This window comes from Sporosarcina sp. FSL K6-2383 (assembly GCF_038618305.1).
Lineage (GTDB): Bacteria > Bacillota > Bacilli > Bacillales_A > Planococcaceae > Sporosarcina.
The window spans coordinates 2,733,779-2,748,242 of record NZ_CP152017.1; the positions used below are offsets into that span (position 1 = coordinate 2,733,779).

At 41.3% G+C, this 14,464-nt stretch carries 11 protein-coding genes; 4 read left to right on the forward strand and 7 right to left on the reverse strand.

Translation table 11 applies throughout. The annotated features are described in order from the left end of the window. Window positions 1–20: 20 nt before the first annotated feature. Window positions 21–1,739 (reverse strand): acetate--CoA ligase, encoded by a 1,719-nt coding sequence (gene acsA, locus MKZ10_RS13475; RefSeq protein ID WP_342505459.1) that lies wholly within the window; start codon window positions 1,737–1,739, stop codon window positions 21–23. A 365-nt stretch (window positions 1,740–2,104) separates the two neighbouring features. Here acsA and MKZ10_RS13480 point away from each other — a divergent pair, with 365 nt between their 5' ends. The 3 genes from MKZ10_RS13480 to MKZ10_RS13490 are packed head-to-tail and all read left to right on the forward strand — an operon-like array spanning window position 2,105 to window position 4,564. Further along, window positions 2,105–2,737 carry a GNAT family N-acetyltransferase gene (locus tag MKZ10_RS13480; protein ID WP_342505460.1) on the forward strand — a complete coding sequence of 211 codons (633 nt, stop codon included), beginning with the start codon at window positions 2,105–2,107 and terminating at the stop codon, window positions 2,735–2,737. Between the two features lie 16 nt (window positions 2,738–2,753). Next, entirely contained in the window at window positions 2,754–3,401 is a 648-nt protein-coding gene (locus MKZ10_RS13485) for an acetoin utilization AcuB family protein (RefSeq protein WP_342505461.1), read from the forward strand. Further along, window positions 3,401–4,564: an acetoin utilization protein AcuC gene (locus MKZ10_RS13490; RefSeq protein WP_342510204.1), complete on the forward strand. Its 1,164-nt coding sequence runs from the start codon at window positions 3,401–3,403 to the stop codon at window positions 4,562–4,564. Before MKZ10_RS13485 ends, MKZ10_RS13490 begins: the two co-directional genes overlap by 1 nt. Window positions 4,565–4,635: 71 nt before the next feature. Here the strand turns inward: MKZ10_RS13490 and ccpA are convergent, their stop codons facing one another. Both ccpA and MKZ10_RS13500 read right to left on the reverse strand, forming a co-directional pair. Further along, window positions 4,636–5,634: a catabolite control protein A gene (gene ccpA, locus MKZ10_RS13495; protein ID WP_342505462.1), complete on the reverse strand. Its 999-nt coding sequence runs from the start codon at window positions 5,632–5,634 to the stop codon at window positions 4,636–4,638. A gap of 158 nt (window positions 5,635–5,792) precedes the next feature. Continuing rightward, the gene (locus tag MKZ10_RS13500; protein WP_342505463.1) at window positions 5,793–6,875 is read right to left on the reverse strand and encodes a bifunctional 3-deoxy-7-phosphoheptulonate synthase/chorismate mutase; all 1,083 of its coding nucleotides are present in this window, start codon (window positions 6,873–6,875) and stop codon (window positions 5,793–5,795) included. A 287-nt stretch (window positions 6,876–7,162) separates the two neighbouring features. On the opposite strand from MKZ10_RS13500, the gene MKZ10_RS13505 reads away from it, so the two are divergent. After that, the gene (locus tag MKZ10_RS13505) at window positions 7,163–9,175 is read left to right on the forward strand and encodes a cell division FtsA domain-containing protein (RefSeq protein ID WP_342505464.1); all 2,013 of its coding nucleotides are present in this window, start codon (window positions 7,163–7,165) and stop codon (window positions 9,173–9,175) included. A 59-nt stretch (window positions 9,176–9,234) separates the two neighbouring features. On the opposite strand, the gene MKZ10_RS13510 is transcribed toward MKZ10_RS13505, so the two are convergent. The 4 genes from MKZ10_RS13510 to MKZ10_RS13525 form a co-directional block, all read right to left on the reverse strand. Continuing rightward, window positions 9,235–9,816 (reverse strand): YtxH domain-containing protein, encoded by a 582-nt coding sequence (locus tag MKZ10_RS13510; protein WP_342505465.1) that lies wholly within the window; start codon window positions 9,814–9,816, stop codon window positions 9,235–9,237. 72 nt (window positions 9,817–9,888) lie between these two features. After that, a complete protein-coding gene (locus tag MKZ10_RS13515; protein ID WP_342505466.1) occupies window positions 9,889–10,353 on the reverse strand; it encodes a DUF948 domain-containing protein in 465 nt (154 codons plus the stop codon). Window positions 10,354–10,575: 222 nt separating this feature from the next. After that, the gene (gene murC / locus MKZ10_RS13520) at window positions 10,576–11,880 is read right to left on the reverse strand and encodes a UDP-N-acetylmuramate--L-alanine ligase (RefSeq protein ID WP_342505467.1); all 1,305 of its coding nucleotides are present in this window, start codon (window positions 11,878–11,880) and stop codon (window positions 10,576–10,578) included. A 55-nt stretch (window positions 11,881–11,935) separates the two neighbouring features. Continuing rightward, window positions 11,936–14,395 carry a DNA translocase FtsK gene (locus tag MKZ10_RS13525; RefSeq protein WP_342505468.1) on the reverse strand — a complete coding sequence of 820 codons (2,460 nt, stop codon included), beginning with the start codon at window positions 14,393–14,395 and terminating at the stop codon, window positions 11,936–11,938. Window positions 14,396–14,464: the final 69 nt, after the last annotated feature.

A 14,464-nucleotide genomic window follows, 5' to 3' on the forward strand; every position in this document is an offset into this window, starting at 1 on the left:
GCATGCCTTTTTATTTATTTTTAGTCTTCCATCGTCGATAAATCGCCGGTTGGTAAATTTAATTCCCAAGCTTTTAGTACACGGCGCATAATTTTACCACTTCTCGTTTTTGGTAATTTATCTTTAAATTCAATTTCACGCGGTGCCGCATGTGCTGCAAGTCCTTTTTTAACGAACTGACGAATATCTTCTTTCAACTCATCTGTTGGTTCATAGCCATCATGAAGTGCAACAAACGCTTTGATAATTTCACCTCGTACCGGATCTGGTTTTCCAATAACCCCAGCTTCAACGATTGCAGGATGCTCTAGCAGTTTACTTTCCACCTCAAACGGCCCAACTCTCTCCCCACTCGTCATAATGACGTCATCTACACGACCTTGGAAGAAGAAGTAACCGTCTTCATCAACGTAAGCAGAATCACCTGATACATACCATTCATCATTTAAGAAATAGGAATCGTACTTCTCTGGATTATTCCAAATTTGGCGCATCATAGCTGGCCAACCTTTTTTAATCGCTAAGTTCCCCATATGGTTTGGCGGTAGAACATTCCCTTGGTTATCCACAATAGCTGCTTCAATTCCTGGAACTGGTTTCCCCATGGAGCCTGGTTTAATCGGCAGACAGCCAAAATTACAAATCGTTTGCGCACCTGTTTCAGTCATCCACCATGTATCATGGATACGCAGTTTAAATGCTTCAGTTCCCCAACGAATAACTTCTGGATTCAATGGTTCTCCAACAGATAGAATATGGCGTAACGAAGAAAGGTTGTATTTACTTAATGGACCTTCCCCTACTCCCATCAGCATTCGGAATGCCGTTGGAGCACTATACCATACCGTCACACCATAGTCCTCAATTGCCTCATACCATGTATCTGATGAAAACCGACCCCCAACAACAAGAATTGTTGCTCCAGCAAGCATAGGACCGAAAATGCCGTAAGCCGTACCTGTCACCCAGCCCGGGTCTGCCGTACACCAAAATGTATCCGCATCTTTTAAATCAAGCACCCAGCGAGTTGTTTGTAGCTGTTGCACCATCGCCTCCTGAACGTGTAAAACACCCTTCGGCTTGCCTGTCGAACCTGATGTGTAATGAAGCAATGTCGGATCTTCTCGCTCCATCCATTCGACCTGGAAGTTTGGTGAAGCATCCTTCATATATTTGTTATAATCTACGAAAATGCCTTCTTCTTTAATATTTTCCCCAACGAGGAAAACTGTTTTTAGATGAGGTAATTTGTCTACAGGAATCCGATCCACAAGCGCCGGTGTCGTAATAATTGCAGTTGCTTCACTGTCAGATAATCGGTCGTAAACAGCACCTTCCATAAACGCTTCGAAAAGCGGTCCTACGATAGCACCTAACTTCAAAGCACCTAGAAGCGCAAAATATAGTTCCGGAGAGCGTGGCATGAAAATGAAAATACGATCCCCTTTTTCCAGCGGTGACTGATTACGCAAAACGTTTGCAGCCTTATTTGACATCTTCTTCATATCTCTATAAGTATAAGATTCTTTTCTATCATCATCTTTATAATAGAGTGCAATCTTATTTCTGCGATAGGATTCCGCGTGGCGATCAACTGCTTCATGAGCAATATTCATCTTACCACTTTCGAACCAACTAAATTCTTTCTCCACATCTGTCCAACTGAATTCCGCAATTTTACGATCATAATCTCTCAGTTGATAATCCCCTTGAACAACTGGCAAAGTTTTCATTACCATCCATCTCACCCTTTCATAAATATTTACACTATTCATTCTACCTTACTTAATACTGAATTAGTTAATTAATTTTATTTTTCCGTCAGTTTTTATTTTTATTCAGCAATATTCTTCCACCTGTTTAGCGGGTATACAAACCCCTGCAACTGACGCTTCGCTTTCAGTACAAATACATTTGCTGAATGAAAATAAAGCCTCCGCCGGATGTCACAGATTTTGTAAGGAGTCAATCGAGCTTGCTCGATTCAAAATCCGGACACAATTACGCCAAGCCATAATTGATTTTGTAAGAATCAACTGGCTTTTCTTTCTTGATTTTGTTGTATACTAGGAATATGTACATATCTTATGAGGTGGTGATTGTATTGGAACATGTAAAAACGTATAATGCAATGGAAATTAAGCATAAGAATGGCGATATTATTATTGAAGGTCCAATATCTGCCGAAGATCTCGAGAATTTGGAGTTTCATGAAGATCTTGTCGCATTTAGACCCCCCGCTCAACAACACAAGGCGCTCGTTGAAATCGCCGGTCTTCCCGAGGGACGTATTTTAATCGTGCGTGATATGAATACCGTCGTCGGTTATGTCACGTATTTGTATCCGGATCCTTTGGAACGCTGGTCACAGGGGAGTATGAAAAACCTCATTGAACTTGGCGCTATTGAAGTAATACCTAAGTTTCGAGGTGGCGGAGTTGGTAAATCGCTACTACGGGTTTCCATGATGGATGATGCGATGGAAGATTATATCATTTTAACGACAGAGTATTATTGGCACTGGGATTTAAAAGGGACGAAGCTCAACGTTTGGGAGTACCGAAAAATTATGGAGAAGATGATGAATGCAGGTGGATTAGAATACTACGCAACCGATGATCCAGAAATCTGCTCGCATCCCGCCAATTGTTTAATGGCGCGTATTGGAAAAAGAATTGATCAAGATTCTGTTCAACAATTCGATGGCTTACGTTTTATGAACAGATTCATGTATTGAAAGTAGGTGTAGTTACATGCTAATCGAAGAAATCATGATTAAAAATGTCACAACACTTTCGCCTAACGATACGGTGGAGGACGCTTTACAAACAATGCGCCATTACAAATTTCGTCACGTTCCTATCGTTACAGCGGAGGGGGAAGTGGTTGGCATTATTTCTGACCGAGACTTGAAAGAAATTGTGCCTTCCTCTATTTCTGAAATAAAAGATCATAGTATTTACACGGTAAAACTTTCCGAAATCATGACGACCAACTTAATTGTCGGGCATCCCATGGATTTCGTAGAAGAAGCAGCCGTCATATTTTATGACAATAAAATTGGTGCCCTTCCTATCATTTCCAATAACAAACTAGTTGGCATCATCACAGAAACCGACTTACTCTACAAGTATATTGAATTGACAGGTGCCCATCAACCCGGCTCGCAAATTGAAGTACGAGTCCCAAACGTGCCTGGTATCCTTTTTGAAGTATCGAAAGTCTTTCATGAACAGAAAACAAATGTATTGAGTGTGCTCGTCTATCCCGATAAAGAAAACGATGCAACAAAAATTTTAGTCATTCGCATTAATTCGATGAATCCATTAGCCATTATTCAAGGATTAAAGGATAGTGGGTTTGAGGTCCTATGGCCAAATGTGCCAGGAATCGTCATATGATGAAAAACGCCTCATTTATCTTTTCAAAAGAGCAGCTTGACTATTCGTTTTCAGACACACACCCATTCAATCAGAAAAGAATTTTATTAACACTCGATTTATTAGAAAAGTCTGGAGCCATTCAGGAAAGTGATATTATTTCACCTAGAATGGCGACAGATGCAGAGTTACTACTTGCCCATGATAGCAAGTTTATCGATATTGTTAAAAGGGCGGGAAAAGGATTACTACATGGAGATGTGGGGAATATTTATGGTATCGGTACAGATGATACACCTATCTTCCCCAATATGCATGAAGCTAGCGCCTTGCTCGTCGGTGGTACACTGACTGCGGTCGATGAAGTGATGGAAGGACGCTCCAAGTACGCTTTGAACCTCGGGGGTGGATTGCATCACGGATTCCATGGACGCGCTTCAGGTTTTTGTGTCTATAATGATAGCTCTGTAGCTATTAAATATTTACAGAAGAAGTACGGTGCACGTGTCCTGTATATCGACACGGACGCGCATCACGGTGACGGAGTTCAATGGAGCTTCTATGATGACCCATCTGTCTGCACACTATCTATTCATGAAACAGGTCGTTATCTATTCCCCGGCACTGGGAATGTTACAGAACGCGGTAACGGAACGGGCTATGGGACTTCTTTCAATTTTCCAATTGATGCCTTTACGGAAGATGAATCTTTTTTAAGTATTTATAAAACAGCTATCAAAGAGGTGACTGAATTTTTCAAACCCGATGTCATTTTGACGCAAAATGGTGCAGATGCACATTATTTTGACCCTCTTACCCACTTATATGGAACAATGGAAATTTTTAAAGAAATCCCACGTATTGCCCGAGAAATTGCCGATGAGTATTGCGACGGCAAGTGGATTGCTGTCGGCGGTGGTGGATATGATATATGGCGTGTCGTCCCAAGAGCCTGGGCCCATATTTGGCTAGCGATGACAAATAATCCAGCTCCTACTGGCCCTCTTCCAGCAGATTGGCTTGCAAAATGGCAGGAGCAGTCTCCAGTGCCGCTCATTCCCACATGGGAAGATCCTCACCCGCTTTATGAGTCCATACCGAGGAAAGCTGAAATAACTGAAAAAAATGAACATATGCTTAATCGAGCCTTACATATAATTCGGAATGAACAAATGTCAAAATAAATCCGTTGGAAGTAATTTTTTAACAATAAAAAAACGGGCAACGCCATCTACATGATGACGTTGTCCGTTTTTCATTTCGTTGAATCTCGTTCTTCTAATCTAAATGGTAAAATAACATGCTTGTCATCTATTTCTTCACCATTCATCAATTTTGTCAACAGACGCATAGCTACTGCTCCTAAATCGTAAAGCGGCACAACAATAGATGTTAATTGCGGTCGGACAACTCTTGGTAAAATAGAATGTTCAAAACAAATAAGTTCGTAGTCTCTCGGTACAGAAAGCCCGCTATCCCTTATTCCGTTCAATAAACCAACTGCAATGACATCACTTCCTGTAAAAATAGCGGTTGGTTTCTCTTCTAATTCCAAGATTTTTTTACATCCTTCATAAGCACCATCATAGGTATTTTCAATTTCAATAATAAGTTCTTCATCTACAGCAAGATTAGCAGCTTGTAGAGCACGAATATAACCAGACTTTTTACTAATACGGTTAATATCTCTAGTAAATGGGCCAGATGCAAAAACAATTCTTTTATGACCGTTTGCAATTAGTTTATTTACAGCTACAAACGCAGCTTCTTCAAAATCAATATTCACTGTCGCTAATTCCTCTTCAACGTCTAATGTCCCTGCCAATACAATCGGAACGCTAGATGTCGACATCTCGGCACGTACTTCATCAGAAATCGAGTCACTCATGAAGATGAGTCCGTCCACCTGTTTACCAAGATGATCCTCTATCAGTTCTACTTCTCTCGTTGTACGTTCGTCGGAATTTGACAAAATAATATTGTATTCGTACATCGTTGCAACATCGGCTATCCCACGAGAAAGCTCAGAATAGAAGTTTTTCGAAATATCGGGGACAATTACTCCGATTGTTGTTGTTTTTTTACTGGCAAGCCCCCTCGCTACAGCATTTGGGCGATAGCCAAGGCGTTCGATGCAATCTAATACTTTTTTTCTCGTTGCTGGTTTGACGTTTTGATTGCCATTTACAACACGAGAAACGGTTGCCATCGAAACATTTGCCTCCCTAGCAACATCGTAGATCGTTACAGCCATCTTGTTAGCTCCTTTCATTACATTAATACATCAATTACACATCAGCATGATGGCATCCAAGTTTTGTGACATCCGCCGAGGATTCGACTTAATATAGTAGGTAATACCTACTATATTAAGTCAAAACGCCGGAACCAAAATGGTCCGGCGTCCGCTCATTAGATTGTTTGATGCGTATTCATAAATTTCTGAATCGCCTCGTAGAACTCATCAAACTGTTGCAAGTCCATCTGTTGCGCAGAATCGGACAATGCGACAGCTGGATCCGGATGCACTTCTGCCATTACGCCATCTGCTCCTACTGCAATTGCAGCTTTCGCAGTCGGTAGCAACAAGTCTTTTCTACCTGTTGAATGCGTTACGTCAACAAAGACTGGTAGATGCGTTTCTTGTTTCAAAATTGGAACAGCTGAGATATCTAATGTGTTACGTGTAGCCCGTTCATATGTACGGATTCCGCGTTCGCAAAGAATAATTTGGCTATTTCCTTTTGACATAATGTATTCAGCAGCATGGATGAATTCTTCAATAGTTGCAGATAGACCACGTTTCAGAAGAACCGGTTTATTAATCATACCAGCTTCCTTCAATAGTTCAAAGTTTTGCATGTTACGAGCACCAATTTGAACAACGTCGATATAATCCATTGCTTCTTCTAAGTGTGATGGTGTAATAATTTCCGTTACAACTGAAAGTCCCGTTTCATCAGAAACACGCTTTAAAATTTTTAAGCCTTCCAAACCTAATCCTTGAAAGTCGTATGGTGATGTACGTGGCTTGTATGCGCCGCCCCTAATCATCGTCAACCCTTTAGCTTTAATGGATTGCGCGACAGCGAGGACTTGCTCATATGATTCCACTGCACAAGGTCCGTAGATGAACGATGGTTTCCCATCTCCAATCTTATGACCATTAATATCAACAATTGTATCCTCCGCTTTACGTTTACGTGATACAAGTAATGCATTGAGTTGGTCATCTTCCTGTATCTCAAGTGCAGACATGAAAATTCCTTTGAAAATCTGCTCGAGAACTCCATTTGGCAACGGACCGTTGTTGTGTTCCTTCAAAGTGTTAAGCATTTCCCGTTCACGAATCGGGTCATAGCGATTAACACCCTGCTTCTCTTTTACTTTACCAATTTCTTGAACTACTGCTGTTCTTTCATTAATCAAGTCCAAAACCTTGATATTCAGGTCATTTACACGACCTCTTAACTCATCTAGCTCATTCTGTCTCATCTGTCCGTCTCCTCCCCCACATATGATTCCCTTTCCGAAGAGGGGAATATATGTTACATTTTTAGATAATAGACCTAGTATAAAGAAGACTATTTGAAAAGTCACGTTATTTCTTCAAATTATTTTTTATATTAGATATTTATCGACAGAAAGGGTGGATTATCCTGGTTACTACACTATTTGCACTCGACATTGGAACACGATCCGTAGTTGGCATTATCCTTAAGGAAAACGGTGGGACATATCATGTCGCTGATCTTATTTCAATTGAACATAAAGAGCGTTCAATGATTGATGGACAAATACATAATATTTTAAGTGTCGCAAACGTCATTTCAGAAATTAAAGAAAAGTTGGAGGAAAAACATGGTCCACTCAAACGTGTAAGTGTCGCGGCGGCTGGCCGTGCTTTGAAAACAACCGAAGGGACAATGGCTGTCGATATATCAGAGCACTCTCTTATCATGACCGAGGATGTTAACAGATTAGAACTAGCAGCCGTCCAACATGCTCAACAGAAATTATTATCGTCGGACTCTATTTCCAAAGAGGAATACTATTATTGTGTTGGTTATTCCGTTCTGCACTATAAGCTTGAAGGAGAAGAAATCGGCAGTTTGATCGACCAAGCAGGTCGTTCTGCATCTGTAGATGTCATCGCCACATTCCTACCACGAGTCGTCGTTGAATCTTTGCTATCTGCACTGAAACGAGCAGGATTGGAAATGGAGGCTTTGACACTGGAGCCTATTGCAGCCATCAACGTCCTAATTCCTCCCTCCATGAGACGCCTGAACGTTGCTCTAGTCGATATTGGTGCAGGAACATCGGATATTGCCATCACTGATAATAACACGGTTGTCGCTTACGGTATGGTGCCACTCGCTGGGGACGAAATCACTGAAGAACTTAGCAATCACTATTTACTGGACTTTCCACTCGCTGAAAATGCTAAAAGAAGTATTTCAACGGGCAACGATATCGTACTCACAGATATTCTTGGCTTTGAACAACATGTTCCAGCAGCTGAAGTGACTACTGTTATTAAACCTGCTGTTGAGCGCCTAGCAAGATCCATTGCTGATGAAATCAAGCAACTCAATAATGGGCAAGCTCCGAAAGCTGTTATGGTTGTCGGAGGGGGAAGCCTAACGCCTGGACTTACGAAAGAACTAAGCATTTGTCTGGGGCTTCCCGAGAACAGGGTTGGAATTCGAGGATTAGATGCACTTACTGAAATTACGCTAGAACCAAGTATTGTTTCTTCGCCAGAGCTTGTTACACCAATCGGAATTGCAATTGCCGCCAGAAGAGCACCGATTCACTATATGTCCGTTTCAGTCAACAGCAAAACGATACGACTGTTCGAACTAAAGGAAATGACTGTCAGTGATGCACTTCTTGCCGCCAATATTACAAGTCGTCAACTTTATGGAATGCCAGGACTCGGTATGTCCATATCTGTAAACGGCAATGACATCCTTATTCCTGGAGAACACGGAACTCCATCCATTGTTCACTTGAATGGAAATATAGCTAGTACAAAAGATCGCATAAAAGACACTGACCAAATTGAATTACTTCCCGGCCAAGATGGGGTAAATGCTTCTGCAACTATACGTGATCTACTAGAAGAAACAGTGACCATTCATGCAACCATTCTTGGGCAAGCTGTTACATTAGAACCTGAAATCATCGTCAATGGCATCCGGCAATCTATCGACACAAACGTACAAGATCGCGATAAAATTACCATTACACAAACAAAAACATTAGCAGCTGCATTGACAAAAAATAATCAAAGTAAACTACTTGAAGAAGAGACTTTCATTGTTACGGTCAATCAAAAATCGGTCACATTAAAAAATCGTCATCCTGAGTTTTTCGTCGGCAAGATGCCTATACGCCCCTCTTATGTGATAAAGGACCAGGACGTCATTTCACTACAAAAACCACCTTTACCGAGTGCAAATGAAGTGGCATTAGAAATTGGTAAAAAAGCATTTGACGAAATGACTGTCACATTTAACGATGAAGTAATTACTATTCATAAACCACGACTCTCTGTACGCTTAAACGGACAAGCAGCTACAGGAACAGAGACTGTCAGACCTGGCGACAAGCTGGAGTTCATTACACTGGATGATAACCCAATTGTTTTTGGTGATATTTTTGCCTTTACGGATTATAGCTTACCGGAGAATAGTTCGAGTCATTACCAACTGCTGCGTAATGGATCACAGATTGGATTTAATGATCCGATTTTCGGTGGGGATGTTCTTGAAATTACCTTCACATAAGAAAAGCTCGTCCACCTAATAGGTAGACGAGCTTTTCTATTTTAGTTAACTTGCTTACCTCACTTTTCTTCCTCTTCAACGACAGCTTTATGGAGGGCTTCCGCAGTAGCTGTTTCTGGTAGCTCCTCTTCAATTGTTTTTCCGATAAAATCTGTTGCTTCTTCCCCTTCTGATGATGCGGTACCATCATCCATTGGTACAGAAGTTTTCGACTTCATCGACTTAACCTTTTCCACTAATTGTTCGGATTGCTCTTGAATCGTTTTAGATAACTCTCCCGTTTTTTCTTTAGCTACGGAAGTAAGTTCTGTTGCTTTTTCTTTCGCTACCGTACTGATTTCAATACTTTTATCCTTCAATTGTCCCGCTTGAGTCGTAAAATCTACACGCATTTCACTACCAGACTTCGGCGTTAGGAACAAAGCCGTTGCTGCACCTATAATCCCTCCGACTAGCGCGCCACATAAAAAACTTCCGGCAGAAGAGCTACCCTTTTCTTCATAAAAAGAGTCTGTATAACTACGGTCGGATTCGTAGCTTACTGGTAAATAAGATGGTTCACCAAAAGAATTCTCATACTGATTTTTTTCTGCATTATACTCATGATTGTAATTTGGTTTCACTCCGCGGTTTTCACTCATATCCGATTCCTCCTAAATATTCATAACTAGTGCATCTATTTGTTACTACCAAAAGCACTATTTAGAACAATTTTATTTTTTCTTCTCATCAACAGATTGATAGACAGTCCAGCCATTTGTCTTTTTAGGCTGTCGATCTTTGACTTTACCGACGATGTCAATCACAACATTGCTCCATTGAACGACTTGTGCAATTTTATCTCCATTGCGCTCTGCTTCTGTCGTAATTGTGTCCGAAACGCGCCGAACGGATGATGTCAGCCCCGTTACGGAATCTCCAACTCCTTTTACAGCATCGACAACGGAGTTCAATTTTTCAGCCTTATGCTGAATGTCTTCAGCAAGGCTATTCGTCTTATGCAGGAGATCAGCTGTCTCCTTTGTAATGCCTTCCAATTGGGTCGTCAGCCCATCCATCGTTTCAGAAACGGTTTGCAATGTTGTCTTCACCGAGAACAACGTCATCGCCAAGCTTACGCATAATATTAAAAATGCGATGGCTGCGATAATAGCCGCTATGTACAATAAATTTTCCATAAGTATTACCCCTTCCACTACTAGACATAAATACTGTTTACCCTTTTTTAAAGGAAATTAAACGTTATGTCTCTATAACCTTTTCGACATCATTATCAGTTTCCCTGCATGCAAATAGATTTTTTTGCATTTTGTCACAGTTTATTTACATTTCAGATGAAAAACAGCCGCCTCTGAGCAAAGGTATTTATACCTTTACTCTTGATTCGACTGTTTTCATAATTATATTTTTTTCAAATAAACTTCAAATTCATTGATGTACTTTTGCACATCACCTGCACCCATGAAGAGGTACACGGCACGTTCATGTACATCTAGAACTTGAATATCATCGAGCTCCAAATGTTTGGCACCGGGAATTTTATTGACTAAATCTTTAATCGTTAAATCCCCAGATTTTTCACGAGCAGATCCAAATATATCACATAAATAAACGTGGTCCGCTGGTGCAAGACTAGCAGCAAACTCTGTTAATAGAGCAGCTGTCCTTGTAAATGTATGTGGTTGGAATATCGCAACGATTTCTCGGTCGGGATATTTTTGTTTAGCAGTTTGTAAAGTAGCGTGTATCTCAGTCGGATGATGTGCATAATCGTCTACGATAATCCGGTCCCCGACTTCTTTCACTGTGAACCTTCTTTTTACCCCCTGAAAAGTGGAAAGTCTTTCTTGGATAATTGAAGCCTCTACTCCTTCATAATGACAAAGTGCAATCACGCCTAGAGCATTGAGGATTGTATGGTCACCCGCCTGCGGAATTGAGAAAGTGTAATAGAATTCATTGCGCACGAACACATCAAATGTCGAACCTTCTACAGTTTTCATGATATTTTTCGCAGCAAAATCATTTGACTCATCAAATCCATAGTAGACAACGGGTACTTTGGCCTGAATTTGTTGAAGATGGTTATCATCCCCGCAGGCTATTAGTGCCTTTTTAACACGCAATGCCATTTCGCTAAAAGCATCCATCACATCTTCTAAATCTCTAAAGTAATCGGGATGATCGAAGTCGATGTTCGTCATGATTGCATAGTCAGGCTCATAGGCCAGGAAATGTCGCTTATATTCACAGGCCTCAAATACGAAATACTCACTATCCTTAGGACCACTCCCTGTACCATCGCCTATTAAATAAGATGTTGGCGAATGGCCTGATAGGACATGCGCAAGCAATCCCGTCGTTGATGTTTTACCGTGAGAACCTGTCACACCAACGGAGATGAATTTCTCCATATAGCGACCCAAAAAGTCATGGTAACGGATCACTTCAAGTTCAAGTTCCCTCGATTTCACAATCTCAGGATGACTGTCTGGAAATGCATTTCCAGCAATAATGGTCATGTCTTTTGTAATATTATTTTCATCGAAAAGTAAAATCGGAATAGCTCTTTCACGTAATGGATCTTCCGTAAAAAAATACTTTTCCACATCTGAACCTTGTACTGTATGGCCAGAGTCATGGAGAATCTGGGCGAGTGGGCTCATGCCGGATCCTTTAATCCCTATAAAATGGAACAATGTCATATTGCAACCTCCTGGGATCATTTCTGTTCCCTCAATAATAAATCAAAATCAGTTGTTAATCTAAACGATCCGTCAGCTTATCAAGATCACTTTCTGTCAAAAAGACATCACGCGCCTTGCTTCCTCTCTGTCCAGAGATAAAACCGTGCTTTTCCATTCTATCAATTAGTTTAGCCGCTCGGTTGTATCCGATGCTAAAATTACGTTGTAATAACGATGTCGACGCGCTGCCTTGTTCATGTACGAATAGACATACTTCTTCGAATAATGGGTCTGTCTCTTCTTCCTCGATAGCACTTGCAAGCAGGTCATCTTGACCGAACAAGTAGTCTGGGGATGCCTCGTTGCGAACGTGTTCTATTATACGTTCTATCTCGTCATCCGTGACAAATGTCCCTTGAAGCCGGACACCAGCCGACTGTCCATTGCCAATATAAAGCATATCACCTTTGCCTAGTAAGCGTTCCGCTCCAGGAGAATCAATAATTGTCCTTGAATCGATTTGGGATGACACTGAAAATGCGATACGCGTTGGGATATTTGCTTTGATCGTCCCAGTAATGACATCAACAGATGGACGCTGTGTCGCGATGATCAAATGAATACCGCAGGCACGTGCCTTCTGTGCGATACGACTAATGGATACCTCAACATCTGCCGGGGCCATCATCATTAAGTCGGCAAGCTCATCAATGACAATTAACAAATACGGCATCTTCAAAGAGAAGCGTCGACTGTCCATGACTACTTTATTATACCGTTCAATATCTCGGACACCCGCATGTGCAAGTAGCTCATAACGACGTTCCATTTCAGCAACCGCCCATTTGAGTGCAGCTGTTGCGGCTTTAACATCCGTAATAACCGGACTAATAAGATGTGGAATCCCGTTGAATGGCGCAAGCTCGACCATTTTAGGATCAATAAGCATCATCTTCAAATCCGTTGGTGCGGCTTTGTATAATAAGCTAACCAAAATCGAGTTAATACATACTGATTTCCCTGAACCTGTAGCACCTGCTATCATCCCATGCGGCATTTTCCGCAGGTCTAATGTGACAGGCATTCCGGTTAAGCTCAGTCCGAGCACCGCCTCTAAGGGGGACCTGGAGGTCTGAAAACTATCCGTCGCTATTACTTCAGAGATTCGCACCGCCCGCGTTTTACGATTCGGTATTTCAATACCAATGGAGCTCTTGCCAGGGATCGGTGCTTGGATTCTAATGTCTTCTGCCGCTAATGCTAACTTCAAATCATCCGTTAAATTTCGAACTTTACTAACTTTTGTCCCTTGCCCGACCGTCAGTTCAAAACGTGTCACAGTTGGTCCTTGGACCGCTTCGATAACCGTTGCTTGGACTGCAAAATGGGACAATGCTTCTTCAAGCTTTTCCGACTGGGAATCCAACCATTCCTTATCTTCAATTTGTGCTTCAGGTGGAATTAAATAATTAAGCGATGGAAAAGCATAATAAGGCTCTTCTTCTACCATATCACCATGATCACTTAGCTGTTCCTGTACTTCTTTCACCACTTCAACTGCTGTCTGAAATTCAGGTAGCGGCTGAGTAGGCACAGAAACTTTCTCTACCGTTACCGGCGTATCCTCTGAAGAAACTCTCGTTATTTTTTCTTTGTCAGACTTTAACATTAATACATTGAAAGGAACAATTCGCTCTTGTTTCTGCTCCGTTACTAGTTCTGGTTTTTCCATCAGTTCGATAGGTTCGATAAGGACATCTGTCTCTAACTCTTCAAATGCATCCCTAGTATACTCTATTTCAGCTGATTCTAAGACAACCGACTTTTGTTCATCAACAGTGGACTCATGATCTAATAAATCAGATGCAAAAACCGGTGTTTCTACTACAATTTGTTGCAGATCAGTAGCACCCTCATCAGCAGTCTGTTGTACGAAATCTTCTTGAACAATGGATTCATGTGTCACTGTCATTTCTTCCGCTTGTCGGAATTCTGTTTCATCCTCTGTCTCCAAAGGGCTTATTACTTGCCTTGGATCCCGATACCCAAAAACTGGGGAAGGTACTGATGTTGGACTAAACGGTCTACTTGAACGTTTTGGTATAGTCGATTTAATTTGTACTGGTTGCTCTACTCTTTGCTCCTTCTCCACCGTTTTAAAAGGAAATCCTTCAGGCTCAGTCGCTGGAGAATGCTTTGAATCTGAACGAGCCCGAAACACATTTGAAACTGTCGAATCACTTGACCATCTTTCATTTTCATAGAGAGGCGTCGGCTCATATAATTCCTCTGCTTTTACGTCGTTTATAGGAGAATACGGTATTTCACGTTCCCTCGGCAGTTCCTCATCCCATCCATATATTTCTGCATCTGAAATAATTGGAAAACGAAATGACGAGGCTTGCCTTGAATCCAATCGCTCTACTGCTTCTTCTACTTCATATTCATCTCTAAGTTTCTCATAATCAACTTCATCTCTACTGCTATCATCCGGACCAAAAAGCCGGTTCATTAGTGTAGTAAACCAACTCAAGACTATCACTCTTTCCGTGTCAATCAATCTATTTTAACAGTACTGACACTACTAAATCAAATCAATCTT

Bases quoted from the DNA above. Each gene is read 5' to 3' on its own strand.
- acsA (WP_342505459.1), bottom strand. From the start codon at position 1,739: ATGGTAATGAAAACTTTGCCAGTTGTTCAAGGGGATTATCAACTGAGA.
- MKZ10_RS13485 (WP_342505461.1), top strand. From the start codon at position 2,754: ATGCTAATCGAAGAAATCATGATTAAAAATGTCACAACACTTTCGCCT.
- MKZ10_RS13490 (WP_342510204.1), top strand. From the start codon at position 3,401: ATGAAAAACGCCTCATTTATCTTTTCAAAAGAGCAGCTTGACTATTCG.
- ccpA (WP_342505462.1), bottom strand. From the start codon at position 5,634: ATGGCTGTAACGATCTACGATGTTGCTAGGGAGGCAAATGTTTCGATG.
- MKZ10_RS13500 (WP_342505463.1), bottom strand. From the start codon at position 6,875: ATGAGACAGAATGAGCTAGATGAGTTAAGAGGTCGTGTAAATGACCTG.
- MKZ10_RS13505 (WP_342505464.1), top strand. From the start codon at position 7,163: ATGATTGATGGACAAATACATAATATTTTAAGTGTCGCAAACGTCATT.
- MKZ10_RS13510 (WP_342505465.1), bottom strand. From the start codon at position 9,816: ATGAGTGAAAACCGCGGAGTGAAACCAAATTACAATCATGAGTATAAT.
- MKZ10_RS13515 (WP_342505466.1), bottom strand. From the start codon at position 10,353: ATGGAAAATTTATTGTACATAGCGGCTATTATCGCAGCCATCGCATTT.
- murC (WP_342505467.1), bottom strand. From the start codon at position 11,880: ATGACATTGTTCCATTTTATAGGGATTAAAGGATCCGGCATGAGCCCA.